We start from the raw sequence: 20,386 nt of genomic DNA on the forward strand, positions 1-20,386 counted from the left end.
TGTCAGCAAACCGTTAGCTTTCGCCAAAACGGCAGGCAAACTCAGGGTTTACACCAGACATTGGTCCAGTCCCTGGCGGAGGATGTCCTGGGGTAGATCGATACCGATGAAGACCATTTTGCTTACACGCTTTTCGTCGGCTTCCCACTCCGGGCCCAGATCGCTGCCCATGAGCTGGTGCACGCCCTGGAAGATGACCTTGCGGCTGGTGCCCTTCATGTCAAGCACGCCCTTGTAGCGCAGCATCTTGGGGCCGTAGATATTGACGATGGCGCCCAGGAAGTCTTCCAGCTTGGCGGGGTCGAACGCGCGATCGGCGCGGTAGACGAAGCTCTTCACATCATCGTCGTGGTGATGGTGGTGCGGGTGATTGCAGTGTTCGCCATGTTCGTGGTCATGGTGGTCGTGGCCGCAATGCTCGTCATGCTGGTGTCCATGGTCGTGATCGTGCTCGCATTGGCCATGGTCATGGTCGCAGGCACTGTGGTCATGATGATCGTGCTCGTGACCCTCTTCCTTGAGAAAGTCGGGGTCGATATCCAGCTTGGCGTTCAGGTTGAAGCCACGCAGGTCGAACACTTCGCTCAGGGGCACATCGCCAAAATGTACGGCGCGAATAGGCGCACGCGGGTTCATGTGCTTGAGGCGATGGATCAGAGCCTCTTTTTCCGCGTCCGTCACCAGATCGGTCTTGGACAGGAACATCTGGTCGGCAAAGCCCACCTGGCGGCGCGCTTCCTGACGATCGTCGAGCTGCTGGTTGGAATGCTTGGCATCCACCAGAGTGATGATGGAGTCGATCAGATAGGTCTCGGCGATCTCGTCATCCATGAAGAAGGTCTGGGCCACGGGACCGGGATCGGCCAGACCGGTGGTCTCGATCACGATGCGGTCGAAGTCCACCTGTCCCTTGCGGCGCTTGGCGGCCAGCAGTTGCAAGGCCTCGCGCAGATCTTCACGGATGGTGCAGCAGATGCAGCCGTTGCTCATCTGCAGAATCTGTTCTTTCGACTCGGTCTTGAGAATATCGGTGTCGATGTTCTCCTCACCGAATTCGTTCTCGATCACGGCAATCTTCATGCCGTGGGATTCGTGCAGCACGCGCTTGAGCAGCGTGGTCTTGCCCGAGCCCAGAAAGCCCGTGAGGATGGTGACTGGAATGAGAGCCATGCGTTGAAACCTCTTGCTGCGGCCAGCCGCCACATGCGGCTGTCCAAAAAACACCTGGGCGGCGCATCCCTATGCGCGCTCCGGTGATAACAGCTGGGGAGTGTAGCGGCGCTTTCAAGCGCGCACGGTCAGCAGGGGCGGCATATATTTCATTAAAAATTCAACTCAAACGCTTCCCCAATAACCGCTTCAAGCTATCAAAAAATGACAACTCAATCCTTCTCCTTGTCCTCGGGCTTGCGTCGCGCCCCGGGCTTCTCGGCTGCGCTGCTGCGCTGGGCACGCGGGTGGGCTTTTTCATAGGCCTGGGCCAGGTGCTGAAAATCCAGGCGCGTGTAGATCTGCGTGGTGGCGATGCTGGCATGCCCGAGCAACTCCTGCACGGCACGCAGATCGCCACTGGACTGCAGCATATGACTGGCAAAGGAGTGACGCAGCACATGCGGATGTACGCCCGAGGCCAGCCCCGCCCGCTGGCCGCGCTGCTTGAGCCGTGACCAGACCGAATGGCCGCCGAGCCGCTCGCCGCGACGACCGATAAACAAGGCCGTCTCATCCTGCGCCTTGAACTGTGCCGCCCCCGTCAGCGCGCTGCTGCGCAGCGCCAGCCAGCGCTGCAAGGCCTCGATCGCCATGCGCCCCACGGGCACGATGCGGCGCTTGCTGCCCTTGCCCTGCACATGGGCGTCGCCCGCCTCCAGGTCGATCCAGCCTCTGCCTTGCTGCAGGCTTTGCTGGTCCGGCCGCAGGTCCAGCCCCACCAGCTCGGCCACACGCAGCCCGCAGCTGTAGAGCAGCTCGGTCATGGCAACGTCGCGCGCCTCTATCCACGGGTCGGCATCGGGGATCTGAAAGCTGGCCAGTTGCACGGCGTCGTCCACGGCCAGCGCCTTGGGCAGGGGCTTGGCAGCCTTGGGGCCGCGCACCCCCTCCACGGGATTGAACGGCACCAGCTCCCGCTGGGCCGCCCAGCGGAAAAAGCTGCGCCAGCCCGAAAGAATCAGTGCGATGCCGCGTGCGCTGCGGCCGGCACTGTGCATTTGCGCAGCAAAGCGGCGGATATGCGCCGGCTGCAGCGTCAAGAGCTCCTGGTCTGCGGCCTGCGCCAAGCTCTGCAGCTTGATCAGGTCCAGCGCATAGAGCGTATGCGTGCGGTCGGCCAGACGCTTTTGCACCCGCACATGCTCCAGATAGCTGTGGACAACTTCCGGCAGCTGCGCGTACTGCTCCTCAAAAGAGAGCTGCTCGCGCTCTGGCATCGATGTCTGCAACCTTTTGCCGCGTCAGCCGTGCGCCAGCGTCAGCGTCGGAGCGCGCATGCGCGAGAGCGAGGCACTGGCCAGCTCGGAGATGCGCGAGAGAAACTCCAGCCCCATGGTGGCATCGAAGCGCAGCGGGTCGGGCGAGCCCAGCACCAGCATGCCGAAGGCATTGGAGGTGCTGTCCATGGCGCCGTCATGCAGGGTCAGCAGCGCCACCGACTGCACCGCATTCGGATTGGGCAGCCAGGTCACGGGCTCGAAGCCCATATTGGGACCGCAAAACGGCATCGTGAGCGACGAGGCAAAGGCCTTGGCATCATCGCTCACTCCCATGGTGTAGACGGTGCCGCTGTGAGCGCCCGCCACATTCCACAGACGCAGCGCGACCTGTGGCACATCAAAGGTGTGCTGCAGGCTGGCGGTGAGCGCATGGGGCAGCTCGCGCAGGTCCTGCACCTTGACCAGGGCATGGGTCCACTGGTGAATCTTGTTGGCGATGGAGGCGTTTTCGCTGCCATGGCGCACCATGTCCATGATGCGATGCTCCAGACCCTTGATCTTTTCGCGCAGCATCTCTGCCTGACGCTCCTGCAGGCTGACGGCACGCGGGCCGTGGCCGCTGATCAAGCGCACGCTCGTCAACATTTCGGCATGGCGCTCGAAGAAGTCGGGATTTTCCTGAAGATAGTCGGCAATCGACTCTTCAGTCATGGCGGTGTCGGTCAAGCTGTTCATAAGGTATCAGGTATGTCGATCTGGCCTTCAAAAACAAATTCGGCTGGGCCTGTCATGCGCACGCGATCCTGCGCTGCGCCGGCCCATTCAATGGTCAGCAGACCGCCTCGGGTATGCACATCCACGCGCTGGTCCAGCAGACCCCAGCCAATGCCTGCCACCACAGCGGCGCAGGCCCCTGTGCCGCAGGCCAGGGTCTCGCCGGCACCGCGTTCATAGACGCGCAAATTGACTTCGCCGCGGTTGACGATCTGCATGAAGCCCGCGTTCACGCGCTGAGGGAAACGGACATGGCTCTCGATCAGCGGTCCGTGGACCTCCACCGCAGCGGCATTCACGTCGTCCACCAGTTGCACCGCGTGCGGGTTGCCCATGGAAACAGGCGCTATCCAGACTGTAGCTGGCTGGACAGGCGTATCAAGCGTGAGCGGCCATTTTTGCGCTGAACCCAAAGTTTCGGCCTGCAGACCCTCGGTCGAGAAAGGCACCTTGACCGGGTCCAGCTGGGGCGCACCCATATCGACCGTGACGCGGCCATTGGCATGAATTTCTGGAGCGATGACGCCTGAGAGCGTCTGCACGCGGATCACGCTCTTGTCGGTCAGGCCCCTGTCATGCACATAGCGCGCAAAGCAGCGCGCGCCGTTACCGCATTGCTCGACCTCTCCCCCATCGGCGTTGTGGATGACATATTCAAAGTCCACGCCCTCCGAGGGCGCCGGGCGCACGGTCAGGATCTGGTCGGCGCCTACGCCAAAGTGACGGTTGGCCAGGTAGCGGTACTGGGCGGCACTCAGGCCCAGACGAGCCTGGGTCTCGTCGAGCACGACAAAGTCGTTGCCTGCGCCTTGCATCTTGGTAAAGCGAATCTGCATGATGCCGCACATTATCGCGCCGGGCGCAGGATCTGCGCCATGCCACGAGATCAGCGGTACAGCTTTTGCAACAACTCCATGAGCTGCGCCTGCTCGGTCGCACTCAGATGCGCGATGGAGCGGGCCTCGCTGCTCTTGAGTTCGGGCTCGGCGGTGTCCACCAGTTCGCCCCCTGCGGCGGTCAGATACAGCCCTGTGGCACGCCCGTCACGCGGATGCGGACGCCGCTCCAGAAAACCGCGTTTGCCCAGCACATCGATCATGCCCACCATATTGGGCGGCAGCACGGCCAGTTGCTGGCAGAGCTGGCGCGAGGTGATGCCCGGATTGCTGCCCACCAGCGACAGCACGGAGAACTCGACGATCTTGAGGTCAAAACGCTCCATGCAGCGCATGAAGACCCCCACCAGCGACAGCGAGGCACGCCTGGCGTTGTAGCCCAGCAGCGACTCCAGAAAGCTGGCGTCGACCCGATCGACCGCAAAGACCTCGGCAGCGCCGCTGGACTCGTTCTCCGGGACCGAACCCGCCGCCTCGGCCTCTCTGGAGCGAGAACTACGCGCAGGGCGCACAGGTTTGGAGTCTGATTCGGCGGTCTTGTGAGCGAGCATTGGGGATGTCAACTTCGATGGCAAAAGAGCAATCCAGGAGCGCGATGAGAAGACTGCAATTGTGCCGGTCTTGCCTGCATCTTGCAGCCTTTTTGGTCAGTGAGCAGGGCTGAACAGCTGGTTGCCGTGTACGACGGAAGCCTGCGCCCACTGCGCCTTCATCAGACCCAGACGCCAGTCCATCTCGGGCAGGATGCGCTGCTGCACCTGCTTGCATGGACCTTGCCAGCGCTCGCCGTCGCCACCCTCGGTGGCCGCGATACGTGCCCAGGCCCAGCCCAGCAACACCACGGCCACACTGCGCAGATAGTCATCGGCCACGCGCCAGGCCAGGGTGTCATCCTCCTTGCAAGCCTGCGCCAGCACCGTGGTGAAGTAGCGCAGTTGGGCCAGGCAGCGCAGCACCTCTGCATCCAGCGCCCGGCCTGCATCCAGGCTTTTGCGCAGGCCCAGCAGCCATTGCCCCATGGCCTGGCCGCCATCGGGCAAGACCTTGCGCACCAGCAGGTCGATGGCCTGAATCTCGTTGGTGCCCTCGTAAATCATGGCCACGCGCGAATCGCGCACGATCTGCTCTATGCCCCACTCGCGGATGTAGCCGTGACCGCCAAATACCTGCAGACAGGCGCTGGCCCCCTCGAAAGCCTGCTGGGTCCAGGCGGACTTGAGTATGGGCGTGATCAGGCTGCACCACTGCTGGGCCTGCTCGCGCTCACGGGCGCTTTCGGCATGTCGCGCCACATCGAGATAGATACCGGTCTGGTAGGCCAGCACGCGCCCGCCATCCACCCAGGCACGCTGCAGATCGAGCGTACGGCGAATGGCCGGGTGCTCGATGATCAAATCTGCTGCATCGCCAGCACCACGCGAGGCAGGCACCGCCCCTGGAGCACGCATCTGGCGGCGCTCCAGAGCATAGGCATGAGCCTTCTGCCATGCTGCATCCAGCAGACCCATGCCCTGCAGTGCCACATGCAGACGCGCGGCATTCATCATGACGAACATGGCGTTCAGACCCGCGCCGGGCTGACCGATCAGCCACCCCTGAGCCGCCTCAAAACGCATCACGCAGGTGGGGCTGCCATGCAGGCCCATCTTCTCCTCGATACGCTCGCAGACCACGCCGTTGCGCTCGCCACCCGGCAGCAGCTTGGGCACGAGAAACAGCGACAGGCCCCTGGGCCCTGCCGGAGCTCCGGGCAGACGCGCCAGCACCAGGTGCACGATATTCGCGCTCAGGTCATGCTCACCGCCGGAAATGAAAATCTTGCTGCCACTGATCTCGAAGCGCTCGCCCAGTTCGGACGCGCCAGCCGGCACAGCCTGGGTGCGAACCTGTCCCAGATCGCTGCCCGCATGGGCCTCCGTCAGGCACATGGTTGCCAGCCATTCGCCGCTGGCCACATTGGGCAGATAGGCACTCTTCAAGGCCTCGCTGCCATGGTGCTTGAGACACTCATAAGCGCCATGCAGCAAGCCCGGAGCCATGGTCCAGCCATGGTTGGCGGCACTCAGCCATTCATAGAGCACACCTTCCAGCACCCAGGGCAGCCCCTGACCACCGTCCTCCTCGGCACAGGCCAGCGCAGGCCAGCCCGCCTGCCAGAAGTCCTGATAGGCCGCCGCAAAACCGGGTGGCGTAGCGACTTGACCGCCCTCAAACCTGGCTCCGGTCTCGTCGCCAGAACGTGACAGCGGAGCCACCACCTCGCCCACCCATTTGCCGGACTCCTCCAGCACTTGCTGCATCAGCCCCCGGTCCGTTGCCGCATGCGCCGGCAGGCGCTGCAACTGCTCATCGGCCCTGAGCACATCAAATAGAAGAAACGCGTTATCGGCAATGGCAGGCAAATAAGACATACAAAACCGGCTGCCAAGCAGCAAATAAAAATCTCTAGAGGCTGCCCCATTCATGCCGGAGCGCGGCCCAAGCCAGGGATGCCAAGCAAGGGCCGCCCCGCAGCGAGGGCATCGTCCCCCTCCCGTGCAGCGAGAGAGGGGGAAGCCGCAAAGCGGCTCAGGGGGTGATCAGGTATCAGCAGTAAAGCCGATCTGCTTGACCAGCGGCCCCCAGCGCTCGAACTCCGCCTGCTGCGAACGGGCCATCTCCTCGGGCGTGGAGCTGGTGGCAATCAGGCCGACCACACCCACGCTTTCCTTGAGAGCCTCGCTCTTGAGCGCAGCCGTGATGGCCGCATGGGCGCGTGCACGCACATCGGCGGGCGTCTTGGCATTGGCATAAAAGCCAAACCATTCCTCGGCCGTCAGATCGGCAAAACCCTGCTCGGCAAACGTGGGCACATTGGGCAGATAGGGGTTGCGCTGCGGGCCGCTGGTGGCCAGTACGCGCAGCTTGCCGGCCTTGTAGTAACTCAGGAAGTCGCCGCTGGGGCCCATCACGGCAGCAATCTGGCCACCGGCCAGATCGGACACGGCAGGGGCCGTGCCGCGGTAAGGTACATGGCTGAGCTTGATGCCCGAACGCAGGCTGAGCAGGGAGCCGATCAGATGCGGCTGGGTGCCCGCACCGGGGCTGCCGAAGCTGGCCTTGTCGGGGTTGTTCTTGCACCAGGCCAGGAAGTCCTTGAGCGTCTTGACCTCGGCCGGCACGGCGGGGCCAACCGCCAGACCGTGGTGCATGATGGCGCCGATGGAAATCGGCTCGAAGTCCTTGGCCTGATAGGTCAGCTTGCTGTAGATATGCGGGTAGATGGAGAAGGCCGAGACCTGGGACAGCACGATGACCGAGCCATCACCCACGGAGTTGCGCAGATTCTCCAGCGCGATGCGGCCACCGGCACCGGGCTTGTTCTCCACCACGCCCATGTTCTTGGAGTAGCTGGTGCCGCCGATCTTTTCCGCCACGCGGCGGGCTACCGAGTCCCCGGCGCTGCCTGCGGGAAAGCCGTACAGAATGCGCACCTGCTCCAGCGGGCCGCTGCCCTGGGCATAGGCGCTGCGACTGGTGAGGCCCCCGAATGCGGCGAGGGCGGCACCAGCGCCCAGGCCTTTGACGAAATTGCGACGATCTTGCATGTTTGTCTCCTCTATTGTTCGATCACTATGTGCAGGCTTGAGCCTGTCTGAAAAATCTCGACTCGAATGCTATTCGATACTGCGAGCCATCAGGAGTCCCCCGTGAAACCGATCTGTTTGACCAGGGGGCCCCAGCGCTCGAACTCGGCCTGCTGCGAACGGGCCATTTCCTCGGGCGTGGAGCTGGTGGCAATCAGGCCGACCACGCCCAGGCTTTCCTTGAGCGCATCGCTCTTGAGCGCTGTCGTGATGGCCGCATGGGCGCGTGCGCGCACATCGGCGGGCGTCTTGGCATTGGCATAGAAGCCAAACCACTCTTCAGCCGTCAGATCGGCAAAACCCTGCTCGGCAAACGTGGGCACATTGGGCAGATAGGGATTGCGCTGCGGCCCGCTGGTGGCCAGCACGCGCAGCTTGCCGGCCTTGTAATAGCTCAGATAGTCGCCGCAAGTGCCCATGATGGCGGCAATCTGGCCGCCCACGACGTCCGAGACGCCGGGAGCCATGCCGCGATAAGGCGCATGGCTGAGCCTGACGCCCGAGCGCAGGCTGAGCAGGGCCCCCAGCAGATGCGGCTGACTGCCGGCACCGGGGCTGCCGAAGCTGGCCTTGTCGGGGTTGTTCTTGCACCAGGTCAGAAAATCCTTGAGCGTCTTGACCTCGGCCGGCACGGCGGGGCCGACGGCCAGACCGTGGTGCATGATGGCTCCGATGGAGATCGGCTCGAAATCCTTGGCCTGATAGGTCAGCTTGCTATAGATATGCGGGTAGATGGAGAAAGCCGAGACCTGGGACAGCGCAATCACCGAGCCATCGCCCACGGAGTTGCGCAGATTCTCCAGCGCGATGCGGCCACCGGCACCGGGCTTGTTTTCCACCACGCCCATATTTCTGGTGTAGCTGCTGCCGCCCATTTTTTCGGCCACACGGCGGGCCACCGAGTCACCAGCACTGCCTGCGGGAAAACCGTACAGAATGCGCACCTGCTCCAGCGGCCCGCTGCCCTGGGCATAGGCGCCGCGGCTGGCGATGCCGCCGAATGCGGCCAGCGCTGCGCCAGCGCCCATGCCTTTGACGAAATTGCGACGACCTTGCATGACTTGTCTCCTGCTTGAAATACGGACTCTTCGGTCCTGTGGAATCAATACACGTCTCGATAGCAAACAAACGGGCTGTCACCAGCCCACCCTGTCTCAGCGCGGAGCCATGCGCAGTGCACCATCCAGGCGAATCACCTCGCCATTGAGATGATCGTTGTGCACGATATGCACGGCCAGATCGGCAAACTCCGAAGGCTTGCCCAGGCGCGAAGGAAAGGGAATGGACGCCGCCAGCGACTGCTGGACCGGCTCGGGCAGTTCCTTCATCAACGGCGTGGCGAACAAGCCTGGCGCCACGGTACAGACGCGAATGCCATGCTGGGCCAGATCACGCGCCATGGGCAGCGTCATGCCGACCAGTCCGCCCTTGGATGCGCTGTAGGCCTGCTGGCCCACCTGACCGTCAAAGGCTGCCACCGAGGCGGTATAGAGAATCACGCCACGGGCGCCATCCTCCAGCGCCGCCAACTTGGCGCAGCGTGCGGCAAACAGCCGCGTCATGTTGTAGCTGCCAATGAGGTTGACGCGAATCACGCGCTCAAAGTCTTCCAGCGGTGCGGGCTCGCCATCGCGGCCGATCACGCGCTTGGCCGTCCCGATGCCGGCCACATTCATGAGAATGCGTGCATCGCCGCCCCATTGCTCGCGAACGGAATCCAGCGCAGCCGTGACGCTGGCCGCATCGCAGATATCGCACTCCAGCGCCAGTCCGCCGATATCGGCAGCCACCGCCTTGGCCTTGTCGATCTGACGATCCAGCACGGCAACCCTGGCCCCTGCGGCAGCCAGCGCACGCGCCGTGGCTTCGCCCAGGCCCGAGGCTCCCCCGGTCACGATGGCAATCTGATCCTGAACTTGCATATCACTATCCTTTCAAAAGCTGCTTGCGCTTCCTGTTGTCGGGCTCAAGCCGGTACGGGCTCAGAGATTCGGCTTCAGGATCAGGGCCAGCGTTTCGTCATACAGGCCGCTCACCACATCGGCACGGTGCTGGAGCACGGCACGCTGGTTGATGGAGCCCTTGTCCGTGACTTCGCCCAGGTCCAGCGATGGCGGCTTGATCGCCACCACTGCACGCGCAATGCGGGTGGCGCTGCCGGTTGCCGTCTGCGCCAGCTCGTTAAGGACCGCCTGCAGATGCTGCTGCACCGGCTCGCTGTGCATGATCTGCTCCAGCGTCGCTCCCGCGGCCAGGCCGCTTAAGGCCGCACAGGCCGGGGTCCCGAAAACGATGGCACCGACCTCCTTGCGATCCAGGCCGGTCAGCACCACGTCCTGGATATAGGGCGCGCCTGCGTGAATGATCTTCGCGCGCAGCGGCCCCACGTTGACGAATGTGCCCGTGGCCAGCTTGAAGTCTTCGGCAATGCGGCCATCGAAGCGCAGACCCTGGTCTCTATCCTGCGGGTCGCGCCACTGCACAGCGTCGCCGGTGCGGAAGAATCCGTCCTCGTCAAATGCCTCTGCCGTGGCTTCGGGCGCGCGCCAGTAGCCGGGCGTGACGTTCGGCCCGCGATAGCGGACCTCCAGCTTGCCATCCACGGGCGCCAGCTTGAGCTCCAGACCCGGCACCGGTACGCCCAGGTCTCCGGAGCGCACATCGGGACGGTTGATGAACAGGGCCGATGGCGAGGACTCGGTCATGCCCAGGCCGGTTCCCATCACGATGCGCTCGCCGCACTCGGCCTCCTGCGTGCGGTGCAGGCTATCCCAGACGGGCTGCGCCAGAGAGGCTCCGGCATAGAAGAACAGCCTGACGCGCTTGAGCAGGCTGCGGCGCAGCTGCGCATCGCTCTCCATGGCGCGGGCGATGTATTCAAAGCCGGTGGGTACGTTGAAGTAAACGGTGGGTGAGAGCTCGCGCAGATTGCGCAGCGTCTCGGCAATGCCCGTCGCCGTCGGCTTGCCTTCGTCGATGTAGACCGTGCCGCCATGGTAGAGCGCGAGGCCGATGTTCTTGTTGCCGCCAAAAGTGTGGTTCCAGGGCAGCCAGTCCACCAGCACGGGCGGGCCTTGGACCATATCGGGCATGGTCTGGGCAATCTGCTGCTGGTTGGCGCACCACATTCCGTGGGTGTTGATGACGGCCTTGGGCAGCTTGGTCGATCCCGAGGTGAACAGGAACTTGGTGATGGTGTCGGGCCCGGTGGCCTGCATGGCCACATCCACTGCAGTTGTGGGCTCGGTCGCCAGCAGGTCGGCAAACAAGGTGCAGCTCGCGGCCTCGACGGCCGGCTTGCGGTACACCACCTCACAGCCCTCGGGCAGCACGGCGCGTACCGCCTTGTCATAGCGCGCCGCATCGGCCGCAAAGATCAGGCCGGGCGTGAGCGTATCGACCACATGGCGTAGCTTGGCGTAATCGGTGCTGACCAGGGAGTAGGCCGTGGAGACCGAGCAATAGGGCACGCCCGCATAGAGGCAGCCCATGGCCAGCATGGCATGGTCCAGGTCGTTCTCGCTAAGGATGATGACGGGACGCTCTGCCGAGAGTCTTCTGTCCGCCAGTGCCTGCGCAATGCCGCGTGCCGCAGCCAGCGTCTGGGCATAGCTGATGCGTTGCCAGTCTCCTGTGCTGCCGTCCGCCAATCGCTGCCGCTGGGCGATGAAGGTCTGCTGCGGCGTGGTCTGCGCCCAGTGCACCAGCCTGTCCGTCATGCGCGCTGCATGCCCTGCCAGCTCCTGATCGGAGCGCACGTAGAAAGTGCCGTCGCCCGCTTCCCTGACCCGGATGCTGCGCACGCCGAACTCCAGCTCGCGGTAGCGGGGCCTGCCCCCCTCTGCCACCTGGCCCAGAGCCTGCATGGCTGTGTCTGTCTCCTGCATTGTCTTTGTCTCCACAGCGTTGTTTTTTGGCTTGCCTTCAGTCCTTGCTGACCTTGGCGGCCCGCCCGGACAGAAATTCCTGCAAACGGAACTTGGCTTCTGGCGCGCTCTGCGCCACGGCGGCCATCAGAGCTTCGGTCATCAGACCCTGATCGGCGGGCTGATCGGCAATCCGGGGCAGCGCATGCATGAGCGCGTAATTGGTCATGGGGGCGTTTTCGGCAATGCGCAGCGCCAGCTCCACAGCCTTGTCCAGCGCATGTCCTTCTGGCACCAGATACTGCGACAGACCCACGCGCTCGCCTTCTTCGGCCTTGTACACACGGCCCGTGAACATCATGTCTGCCATGCGCGCCGCGCCGATCAGGCGCGGGATGCGCACCGAGCCGCCGCCGCCGACAAAAATGCCGCGCGAGCCTTCAGGCAAGGCATAGAAGGTGCTGCTGTCGGCCACACGGATATGACAGGCACTGGCCAGCTCCAGACCGCCGCCCACCACGGCGCCATGCAGGGCGGCGACCACGGGCACCGCGCCGAACTGCACCTGACGCAAGGCCTCATGCCACATGCGCGAATGCAGAACGCCCTGGGCCGCGTCGCGCTCGCTGAGCTCGCTCAGGTCCAGGCCGGCGCAGAAATGCGGGCCATCGCCATCCACCACCGCCGCGCGCACGCTGGCGGGCAGATTCATGAACACATCGCGCAGACCCAGCACCAGTCCATCGGACAAGGCATTGCGCTTGGCAGCGCGCATCAGGCGAATGACGGCAACCTGTTCGGCTTCGCCACGGAATTCCACTGCAATTTCTTTATGAGTCATAACCATTCCTTTTGCATCATTATTGTTATTTCAAATAACTAAATGCAAGACATCCTCAGGAGTTTGCTCTCAGTGCTTTCCCCGATTCGGGAGCTGTAGTGCACAACTAGTCCGGGCGTGACAGGCACGAAGCCTGCGACTTCGCATAATGTGACCTCATGACATCAACCAGCCAGCCCCGTCCCAGCCAGCTCCTTCTGCCCCAGCGCGAACCGGTGCCCACGCGTGACGCCTCGACCTTGCTGTTGCTGCGCGATTGCGCCGACGGCAACGGTTTCGAGGTGCTGATGACGCGGCGCGCCGATCAGGGTATTTTTGCCAATGCCTATGTGTTCCCCGGCGGAGGCCTCGAGGATCAGGACGCGACCCCTGCCAACCATGCGCTGGCGCGGGTTCGTCCATCCATGGCGGAGATTGCCGGCACCGGCCGCATCACACAGGCATTGGCAGGCATTCGCGAAACGTTTGAGGAGCTGGGCATCCTGCTGGCCTATGACCAGGCCGGCCGGCCCGTGCCTGCGGCCGAAGTCGAGCAGCTGGACCGCAAGGCATCGCTGTACGAGCAATGCCGCGCGCGCGGCTGGAGCCTGGCCGTGGATCAGCTCTGGTATCTGGCCCACTGGACGGCGCCGCTGAACCTGGCAAAGCGCTTCAACGTGCCGTTTTTCGTGGCCCGCATGCCCGAGGGCCAAACAGCGGTGGCCGACGAGACCGAGCAGTTCGAGCCCACCTGGATCCGCCCCCAGCAAGCCCTGCAGCGCTTCGAGGAAAAGGAATTGTTCATCCTCTTCCCCACCCAGCGCACCTTGCAGCGCCTGACGGGCTATGCCGACACGCAAGCCGTGCTGGATGCCCTGCAGGGTGAAAAGCCGCTATGGCACGCCCACCCTCGTGCGGGCTATCTCAAGGGGCAGGACACAAGACAGCTGGAAACCGATACGGCTTACGGCGAACTGGAGATGGTCCACCCCGACGGCCAGGCCGCCCACCATCTCGACTGGCAGTTTGAAAAAGCCGTGCCGCTGCGCAAGAACCTGATGCGCCTGACGGCCCCCAACCCCGGCATGATGACCGGCCCCGGCACCAACAGCTATCTGGTCGGCGATGCGCACACCGGCTATATCGCCATCGACCCCGGACCGAACGATGCCGAACATCTGCAGCGCCTGCACGATGCCGCCGGCGGCGATATCCGCTACATCGTGTGCACCCATTCCCACCCCGATCACTCGCCGGGTGCCGCGCCGCTGCAGGCCATGGTCCTGCTCTCCGGCCATGCCAGCCCCCCCATCATGGGCCTGCCGTCTGCGCCCACGGCACGTGCCAACAGCCGCTTCCGACCCGAGGTGACGCTGCAGGACGGAGAGCGCATCACACTTAGCGGACAAGGAGAAGAAGGCGAAATCACGCATACGCTGCAAGCCGTCTTCACGCCCGGCCACGCGGCCAACCACCTGTGCTTTGTGCTGGAGGAGGACGCGCTGCTATTCAGCGGCGATCACATCCTCAATGGCAGCACCACCGTCATCAGCCCGCCGGACGGCAATATGATCGATTACCTCGATTCGCTGGACCGGCTGCACTCCCTGTGTCTGGCGTACGACATTCGCTACATCCTGCCCGCCCACGGCTACGTGCTGGGCTTTGCTGCGCACCAGATCACCCGCCTCAAGGCCCACCGCCTGGCGCGCGAGGCCAAGGTGCATCAGGCCATGCGCACCAAGCCGGACGGCAGCATTCAGGACTGGGTGGCGATTGCCTATGCCGACACGCCGCAAGCGCTGTGGCCCGTGGCCCAGCAATCGCTGCTGGCGCATGTGGAACGCATCCAGAAGCTCTGCCTGGGCCGATAGCGCGCCGCAAGCGCCGCGCTAGACCTGTGGACAACTAGGACATGGCCGGAGCATTAAGCTCTTGCCATGTCTGAATCCCTGCCTGAACAAGAAAGCATCCGCCTGGCCAAGCGCCTGGCAGAGCAAGAACAATGCTCGCGCCGCGAGGCCGAGCTCCATATCGTCGCGGGCAATGTCCAGGTGGACGGCAAAGTGGTGCAAGTGCCCGAAACCCGTGTGCGCCCCGACCAGGTGGTGATCCTGCGCAAGGATGCCAAGCCTGAAGCCATTCCGCCCGTCACCATCCTGATGAACAAGCCCGCGGGCATGACCCAGGGCCCGGCCTATGGCCGCGTGCGCAGCGCGCATTCGCTGCTGAGCGAGGACACCAAGGCCAAGCTGGACACGCCCATGCCCCAGCTGGTGCTGGACCATCACTTCAGGAATCTGGAGTCGTTTCTGACGATTCCGCTGCCTGCCAGCGGTCTCATCGTCTACACCCAGGACAAGCGCGTGGCACGCAAGCTGGCCGAGGAAGGCATCTGGCTGGAGCAGGAAATCATCGTCGGCGTGGAGGGCCAGATCATTGAAGATGGCCTGGAGATCCTGTACGAAGGTCTGCCCATTCCCGGTGGCAACGGCCATCGCCGCATGCCTCCCTGCCATGTCAGCTGGCAAAGCGAAAGCCATCTGCGCTTCGCTCTCAAGGGCATTGCGCCCGAAGAGATCGAGAAAATGTGCGCCGCCATCGGCCTGACGGTGGTCAGCATGCGCCGGCTGCGCCTTGGCCGCGTCTCGCTGGCCAAGGTACCCGAGGGTCAGTGGCGCTATCTGATGCCCTGGGAAAGGTTCTGAGCGGAACGGCCTTCGCGTGCCGCCAACCGGACTCGGCCGCGGCACGCGCCGGCCCGCTCAATCCGCCTTGAAGCCCGTCGCAGCCACTGCCTTGCCCCATTTGACGGTATCGGCAGCAATGATGTCGGCAAACTGCTGCGCACTGGTGCCCGTGACCCTGAAGCCTGCCTCCTGCAGCCGCGCCCTGCCGTCGCCCGATTGCAGGACCTTGAGCAGATCGGCATTGAGCTTGCTCACCACGTCCGCGGGTGTCCTGGCGGGCGCCACGATGCCGAACCAGGAGCTGAACTCCAGGTTGCCAAAGCCCTGCTCCTTCATGGTCGGCAACTCGGGCAACTGCTCCACACGCGCGCTGCCCGTGCTTCCCAGGGCCACCAGCTTGCCGGCACGCACCTGCGGGATCGCCATGCCGGAGGAAGCGAACACGCCCTGCACATCGCCGCTGAAAATGCCGCTCAAGGCATCCGAAGTGCTCTTGTAGTGCACCACCTCGGGTTTGGACTGCACGGCATCGCCAAACATATAGGCCCCGAAATGCCCCGGCGTGCCCGCTCCGAAAGTGGCCATGAACAAGCCGTTTTGCTGCCGGGTCCAGGCCACAAAGTCCCTGACGTTGCGCGCCTTGACCTTTTCGGGATTGACCAGCAGCACGAAGTCGGAACTCACCACCTGGCTGACGGGGGCGAAATCCTTGCGCGGTTGGTAGGCAAGTCGTTGGTAGGTATTGGGCGCAATGCTGAGCTGTCCGGTCTCGGCCAGCATGATGGTGTAGCCGTCGGCCGGTGCACGCGCCGCCTCGCTGGCTGCGATCAGGCCGGCGGCACCGGGCTTGTTGTCCACCACCACGCCCACGCCGCCCCATGCTTCGGAAAGCTTCTGTGCCAGCAGCCGGGCCACTACATCGGGTCCCGTGCCCGCCGGAAAGCCCACGATCATGCGCACCGTCTTGCTCGGATAAGCCGTCTGGGCCTGAGCGACGCCCAGGGCTGCACTGCCGCCGGCCAGCAGTGCCAGGGCCAGCAGCCGACGTCGCCAGGCCCGTGCCAAGAACGTGTTCACGATTTCCTCGTGCCGCGACAGAGGCTTTGCGGGATGGGATGCAAGGCGCGATACCGCAGCAATAGCCGCGCTATTGCGAGGATTCGCAACGCCGCAGACCGCCCGCAAAGCCGCTGTCCCGCAGGGTTGGAGCGCAATCGGGCGATTTGCTGCGCGCTGACTCTTGCTTGCACCCCGGTGCAAGCGGCGAGCCATCGCTTCGAACTCATCCCGATTGCGCTCCAACGCGGCTGCGTAGAGATCGTGAACACGTTCTAAAGCGGGTCCGGGCTGGTTCTGGGCTTGCAGTACTTTCATGTTTTTGTCTCCTTGTTGCGATGCTGTTTCACAGCACTTCGAAAAACCGCATGACGACGTGCTCCGGAAAGCGCGCTCCCGCACCCACGAACAGGCGCTGCCCCAGCCAGGCAAAGCGCTTGGAGGCCGTTTCAAAGCGCGGCGCACAGCGAAAGTAGATCGCCGAGGGATCGACGCTCTCGCCGCGGCGCAGACGCTGCATGAGCTCGGCCGGCCCGGTGCGCAAGGCATGGTTGCTCACATAGATCAGATCGCCGCCGTCGGTTTCGATGACATAGCGCGCGTCCAGCTCGGCCACTTCCTCGCTGACCAGCAGCTGGAAGTCGGCCCCGCCCGGCAGCACACGCGCCGACCAGTCCTCTCCCTGCACCTGGCCGCCGACGATGGGAATCACACGCCGCAAGCCACGTGTCGTTTCTCCCACCTCCTGCGCCGGCCCCACCTGCACGCGAAATTCGGCAAAGTGGCGCAGCCCTGGAGCGGCAATCTGGAAATCATGGTTTGGCGACAGCATTGCTCTCCTTGCGATGTCTAGGCACAGGGACATGAGCGTAAGCACTGTTGAAGATTTCGCTGTCCCCCAAGAAGATGACAGCCCACGCCAAGACACACCGATGAGAACCTGGAAGCTACCTTCGACGACTGACGCCATGCCGGCCAGTGATATGGCCCAGGCCAGCGGCATGGCCCAGGCCAGCGCCTTGCTGGCCGGTCTGGTGGAACATCTGGGACAGAGCTGCTTTGCCCAGACCGCGCTGGAGCAGCTGAGCGCCATCGCGCCCACGGCCTCGCTGTCGGTGTATCGCATCGGCAGCTACCGGCCGCGGCTGTTTCTATCGGCCTCCCAGGGCATTGCGGACACCACGCGCCAGTGCTGGAGCGCCTATCTCTCGGGACCCCAGCACGAGGACAGAAGCTGGGGCCAGGAATGGCCCGGACATATGCATACACCAGGCGCGCGCAATCTGGTCCATGTGCAGGCCAACGAGGTCACGCCCTTGCATCGCCAGTGCGTGTATGACGCGCATGGCGTGGCTGAGCGCATCTCGATTGCCGAGCCCGGTGCCGACGGCTCGGTGTTTGCCGTCAACCTCTATCGCCATGCGCACCAGAAACCCTTTGCCGACCGGCATCTGAGCGACTTCGCGGACCTGTCCAGCGCCCTGATGGCTCTGACGCACAAGCACCTGGCGCTGACGGCGGACATGGCTGCCGGAGATGAGAGATGGCCGGCTCGACTGCGCGAGCTGGCACCGGGTCTGACGGCGCGTGAACTCGAGGTCTGCCTGCGCCTGCTGCGCGGCATGACCCAGGACGGCATTGCGGCCGATCTCGGGCTGAGCGCAGCCACCGTGAAGACCTATCGCAACCGCGCCTTTGCGCGGCTCGATATCCACCACCGCCACCAGTTGTTCGCGCTGATGGTGGAGTGAATGCCGGGGATTCGCCGGTGCTGTGCCCGGCCGAGGAAGAAAGTGTGAAGTGCGCCGATAAGCCGGATTCTGTGCACAACGGTTGCCCGCCATGTGACCGCCATTAATCTTGGCCATCAGTCGCCTGATGGCTCGGTGCTACCTACCCGCACACTCCGGGGGCCCCGTCAACGTGTGCCTACTTGGTATTGCTGCGCGTAGAGATTGCCCGTTTCACCCTGGTTGGTCTGCCTTGCGGCACTCCTGCCAGACTCGTCTCTGTTGCTCTGATCCTCACCTCACGGTGGACAGCTGTTAGCTGCTACGCCGCCCTATGCAGTCCGGACGTTCCTCCAGTACGGTCTTTCGACCCAACGCAAGCGTTGGCCTTTCGGCTAGTACCAGCGGCGGTCTGGCGCACTTCACGGCGCGCATTATCCCGCGTTCAGAAAGAACTTGCACAGAACTCGCGCCTGAACTGCTCGGGCGGCAGGCCTGATTCGCGCTGGAACATCGCAATAAAGGCCGATGGCGTGCTGTAACCCATGTCATAGGCGATGCGCTGCACGGTGTGGCCGGCCTCCAGCGCGTCGATCGCCTGCAGATAGCGCATGCGCTGGCGCCATTCCCCCAGACTCATGCCCAGCTCGCGCTGGCAGTGGCGGGCCAGGGTTCGTTCCGTCATGTGCACGGTCTCGGCCCATTCGGCCAGGCTACGGTGGTCGTCGGGGCGCGACTGCATGGCGTCCAGCACCTGCACCAGCGCGGGATGCCGGGCCACGGGCAGAAAGCTCAGCTCCAGCGGCGTGGCTCGCAACTGGTCATGCACCACCCGGGCCAGCCGCAGATCGGCGTCCGTCACCGGGATCTGCACGCCCCTGGCACCAAAGTCCGCCAGCACGGCTTTGACGATAGGTCCCAGGCGCATGCAGCCCGCCGTCTGCGGCAGGTCCGCACACAGATCGGGGGCCAGATAGACGGAGCGGTACTGCACCGCATGCTGCAGATAGCAGCTGTGCACCACGCCAGGCGGAATCCACACCCCATGCTGCGGCGGGCACAGGATATGACCGCTGGGCACATCCATGTTCAGGCTGCCGTGGGCCGCATAGTTCAGATGCCCCCAGCGGTGGCTGTGCGACGGGGCCTCGCTGTGTTCGCCGAACTCGTCATAGCGGAAGTAATAGCTGCCAGGCACTTTGTCGGTGTCCAGTATCTGTACGGCATACCGCTTGGCGGCCGGGCCGGGAGTCGGGGCAGAGGCGGGCATGGGTTCGTCCGGCTTGAGTTATGAAATGTCTGAAATCAGCAATGCGCTTCAAATACGTCAAGCGCATCATAAGCACCTCAAGGAGTTTCATATGGGTGCATACCTATTACCACTGGGCGCGGTGCTGATCTGGTCGGTCAACACCGTGGTCAGCAAGCTGGCCGCAGACAGCATCAGCGCGGCCGAGATCGGGTTCTTCCGCTGGCTGGTGGCGGCCGTGCTTTTCACGCCCTTCGTCCTGCCCTCGATCTGGCGCCAGCGCGCCGACATCAAGCCCCTGCTGCCACGGATCGTCGTGCTGGGCGTGCTGGGCATGGTCATCTACCAAAGCCTGGCCTACTACGCCGCCCACTTCACCACGGCCACGCACATGGGCATCATCGGCTCGCTCACGCCCATGCTGGTGCTGGCCCTGGCCGTGTTCATGCTGGGCCAGCCGCTGACGCATGGCGGCATCTGGGGTTCGTTGCTGGCCATTGTGGGAGTCGCGCTGGTGGTTTCATCGGGCCGGCTCAGCCATCTGGCTTCCGAGGGCCTGAACCTGGGCGACGCCATGATGTTCCTGGCCATGCTGGCCTATGCGGTCTACAACATCCTGCTCAAGCGCTGGCCCATGCCGCGCCTAGCCACGGTGCAGCTGCTGTATCTGCAGGTGCTGGTTGCCGTGGTCGTGCAGTTCCCGCTGTATCTCTTCTCGCCCAAGACCGGGCTTGACGCCAGCAACCTGCCGCTGGTGGGCTACGCCGGCATCATGGCCTCCATCGCCGCGCCGCTGCTGTGGATGAAGGCGGTGCAGACGCTGGGGCCCGGGCGATCGAGCATGTTCTTCAATCTGATCCCGGTCTTCACCGCCCTGATCGCGGCATTCACCCTGAACGAGCCCCTGGCGGGCTACCACGCCGTGGGCGGCATCATGACGATTGCCGGTCTGCTGCTGGCCGAGCTCTGGAAGGCCCCGCTGCGCGCGCGGCCTTCCCTGGCCTGCGGTGCTAAAGCAGCAGATTGAGAATCGCGTAGCTCATCAGCGACAGCAGACTCACCACGAACACCAGCATGACCCAGGGGCCCCAGCGCTGCTCGCGCCAGGAAAAGCCGACCAGCAGGCCTACGCAACAGACCCCCAGCAGCACCAGAATTGTGTTGAACGTGAGCAAGAGCAGTCCTCCCTCAAACAGACTTTGCCTCATTGTTCCCGATTGCAGGCCCGAGGGGAAACACCATCTCCC

General features: G+C 63.9%; 19 protein-coding genes and 1 other RNA gene. 4 read left to right on the forward strand and 16 right to left on the reverse strand.

Going from position 1 to position 20,386, the window contains the following annotated elements; translation table 11 throughout:
• Positions 1-48: 48 nt before the first annotated feature.
• From FSY59_RS19360 to FSY59_RS19415, 11 genes are all read right to left on the reverse strand, one after another.
• A complete protein-coding gene (locus FSY59_RS19360) occupies positions 49-1,170 on the reverse strand; it encodes a GTP-binding protein (RefSeq protein ID WP_043375167.1) in 1,122 nt (373 codons plus the stop codon).
• A 212-nt stretch (positions 1,171-1,382) separates the two neighbouring features.
• Positions 1,383-2,429, reverse strand: coding sequence for a tyrosine recombinase XerC (locus FSY59_RS19365; protein WP_003051230.1), 1,047 nt, complete (start codon positions 2,427-2,429; stop codon positions 1,383-1,385).
• Between the two features lie 24 nt (positions 2,430-2,453).
• Complete coding sequence (locus FSY59_RS19370) at positions 2,454-3,167, reverse strand: DUF484 family protein (RefSeq protein WP_003051227.1); 714 nt, start codon at positions 3,165-3,167, stop codon at positions 2,454-2,456.
• Positions 3,164-4,042 carry a diaminopimelate epimerase gene (dapF, locus tag FSY59_RS19375; RefSeq protein ID WP_029158376.1) on the reverse strand — a complete coding sequence of 293 codons (879 nt, stop codon included), beginning with the start codon at positions 4,040-4,042 and terminating at the stop codon, positions 3,164-3,166. Before dapF ends, FSY59_RS19370 begins: the two co-directional genes overlap by 4 nt.
• 50 nt (positions 4,043-4,092) lie before the next feature.
• Positions 4,093-4,653, reverse strand: coding sequence for a MarR family winged helix-turn-helix transcriptional regulator (locus FSY59_RS19380; RefSeq protein ID WP_148729095.1), 561 nt, complete (start codon positions 4,651-4,653; stop codon positions 4,093-4,095).
• A 96-nt stretch (positions 4,654-4,749) separates the two neighbouring features.
• Positions 4,750-6,513 carry an acyl-CoA dehydrogenase family protein gene (locus tag FSY59_RS19385; protein WP_003051218.1) on the reverse strand — a complete coding sequence of 588 codons (1,764 nt, stop codon included), beginning with the start codon at positions 6,511-6,513 and terminating at the stop codon, positions 4,750-4,752.
• Between the two features lie 168 nt (positions 6,514-6,681).
• Complete coding sequence (locus FSY59_RS19395) at positions 6,682-7,689, reverse strand: Bug family tripartite tricarboxylate transporter substrate binding protein (protein WP_003051215.1); 1,008 nt, start codon at positions 7,687-7,689, stop codon at positions 6,682-6,684.
• Positions 7,690-7,778: 89 nt separating this feature from the next.
• Positions 7,779-8,786, reverse strand: coding sequence for a Bug family tripartite tricarboxylate transporter substrate binding protein (locus tag FSY59_RS19400; protein WP_148729096.1), 1,008 nt, complete (start codon positions 8,784-8,786; stop codon positions 7,779-7,781).
• A 96-nt stretch (positions 8,787-8,882) separates the two neighbouring features.
• Positions 8,883-9,650, reverse strand: a complete 768-nt coding sequence (locus FSY59_RS19405) for an SDR family NAD(P)-dependent oxidoreductase (protein WP_043375176.1) — start codon at positions 9,648-9,650, stop codon at positions 8,883-8,885.
• A gap of 60 nt (positions 9,651-9,710) precedes the next feature.
• On the reverse strand, positions 9,711-11,615 hold the full coding sequence (locus FSY59_RS19410; RefSeq protein ID WP_050873887.1) for a feruloyl-CoA synthase: 1,905 nt from the start codon (positions 11,613-11,615) through the stop codon (positions 9,711-9,713).
• A gap of 37 nt (positions 11,616-11,652) precedes the next feature.
• On the reverse strand, positions 11,653-12,435 hold the full coding sequence (locus tag FSY59_RS19415) for a crotonase/enoyl-CoA hydratase family protein (protein WP_003051204.1): 783 nt from the start codon (positions 12,433-12,435) through the stop codon (positions 11,653-11,655).
• Between the two features lie 158 nt (positions 12,436-12,593).
• Between FSY59_RS19415 and FSY59_RS19420 the strand changes: the two genes are divergently transcribed.
• Positions 12,594-14,288 carry an MBL fold metallo-hydrolase gene (locus FSY59_RS19420; RefSeq protein WP_003051202.1) on the forward strand — a complete coding sequence of 565 codons (1,695 nt, stop codon included), beginning with the start codon at positions 12,594-12,596 and terminating at the stop codon, positions 14,286-14,288.
• A gap of 66 nt (positions 14,289-14,354) precedes the next feature.
• Positions 14,355-15,122, forward strand: coding sequence for a pseudouridine synthase (locus FSY59_RS19425; RefSeq protein ID WP_003051199.1), 768 nt, complete (start codon positions 14,355-14,357; stop codon positions 15,120-15,122).
• A gap of 57 nt (positions 15,123-15,179) precedes the next feature.
• Here the strand turns inward: FSY59_RS19425 and FSY59_RS19430 are convergent, their stop codons facing one another.
• Both FSY59_RS19430 and FSY59_RS19435 read right to left on the reverse strand, forming a co-directional pair.
• Positions 15,180-16,181 (reverse strand): tripartite tricarboxylate transporter substrate binding protein, encoded by a 1,002-nt coding sequence (locus FSY59_RS19430; RefSeq protein ID WP_019042436.1) that lies wholly within the window; start codon positions 16,179-16,181, stop codon positions 15,180-15,182.
• 325 nt (positions 16,182-16,506) lie between these two features.
• Positions 16,507-16,992 (reverse strand): DUF3237 domain-containing protein, encoded by a 486-nt coding sequence (locus tag FSY59_RS19435; RefSeq protein WP_148729097.1) that lies wholly within the window; start codon positions 16,990-16,992, stop codon positions 16,507-16,509.
• A 136-nt stretch (positions 16,993-17,128) separates the two neighbouring features.
• Here FSY59_RS19435 and FSY59_RS19440 point away from each other — a divergent pair, with 136 nt between their 5' ends.
• Entirely contained in the window at positions 17,129-17,911 is a 783-nt protein-coding gene (locus FSY59_RS19440; protein WP_043375189.1) for a LuxR family transcriptional regulator, read from the forward strand.
• Positions 17,912-17,953: 42 nt separating this feature from the next.
• On the opposite strand, the gene rnpB is transcribed toward FSY59_RS19440, so the two are convergent.
• Positions 17,954-18,314: RNase P RNA component class A (rnpB, locus tag FSY59_RS19445), an RNA gene on the reverse strand.
• 21 nt (positions 18,315-18,335) lie between these two features.
• Positions 18,336-19,160 (reverse strand): helix-turn-helix domain-containing protein, encoded by an 825-nt coding sequence (locus tag FSY59_RS19450; RefSeq protein WP_003051188.1) that lies wholly within the window; start codon positions 19,158-19,160, stop codon positions 18,336-18,338.
• Positions 19,161-19,251: 91 nt separating this feature from the next.
• Here FSY59_RS19450 and FSY59_RS19455 point away from each other — a divergent pair, with 91 nt between their 5' ends.
• On the forward strand, positions 19,252-20,166 hold the full coding sequence (locus tag FSY59_RS19455; RefSeq protein ID WP_043376924.1) for a DMT family transporter: 915 nt from the start codon (positions 19,252-19,254) through the stop codon (positions 20,164-20,166).
• Here the strand turns inward: FSY59_RS19455 and FSY59_RS19460 are convergent.
• Complete coding sequence (locus FSY59_RS19460; protein ID WP_223305621.1) at positions 20,150-20,314, reverse strand: hypothetical protein; 165 nt, start codon at positions 20,312-20,314, stop codon at positions 20,150-20,152. The genes FSY59_RS19455 and FSY59_RS19460 overlap by 17 nt on opposite strands.
• Positions 20,315-20,386 lie beyond the last annotated feature (72 nt).

Origin of the sequence: Comamonas sp. Z3 (genome assembly GCF_008121565.1) — a bacterium.
GTDB classification, from domain to species: domain Bacteria; phylum Pseudomonadota; class Gammaproteobacteria; order Burkholderiales; family Burkholderiaceae_C; genus Comamonas; species Comamonas brasiliensis.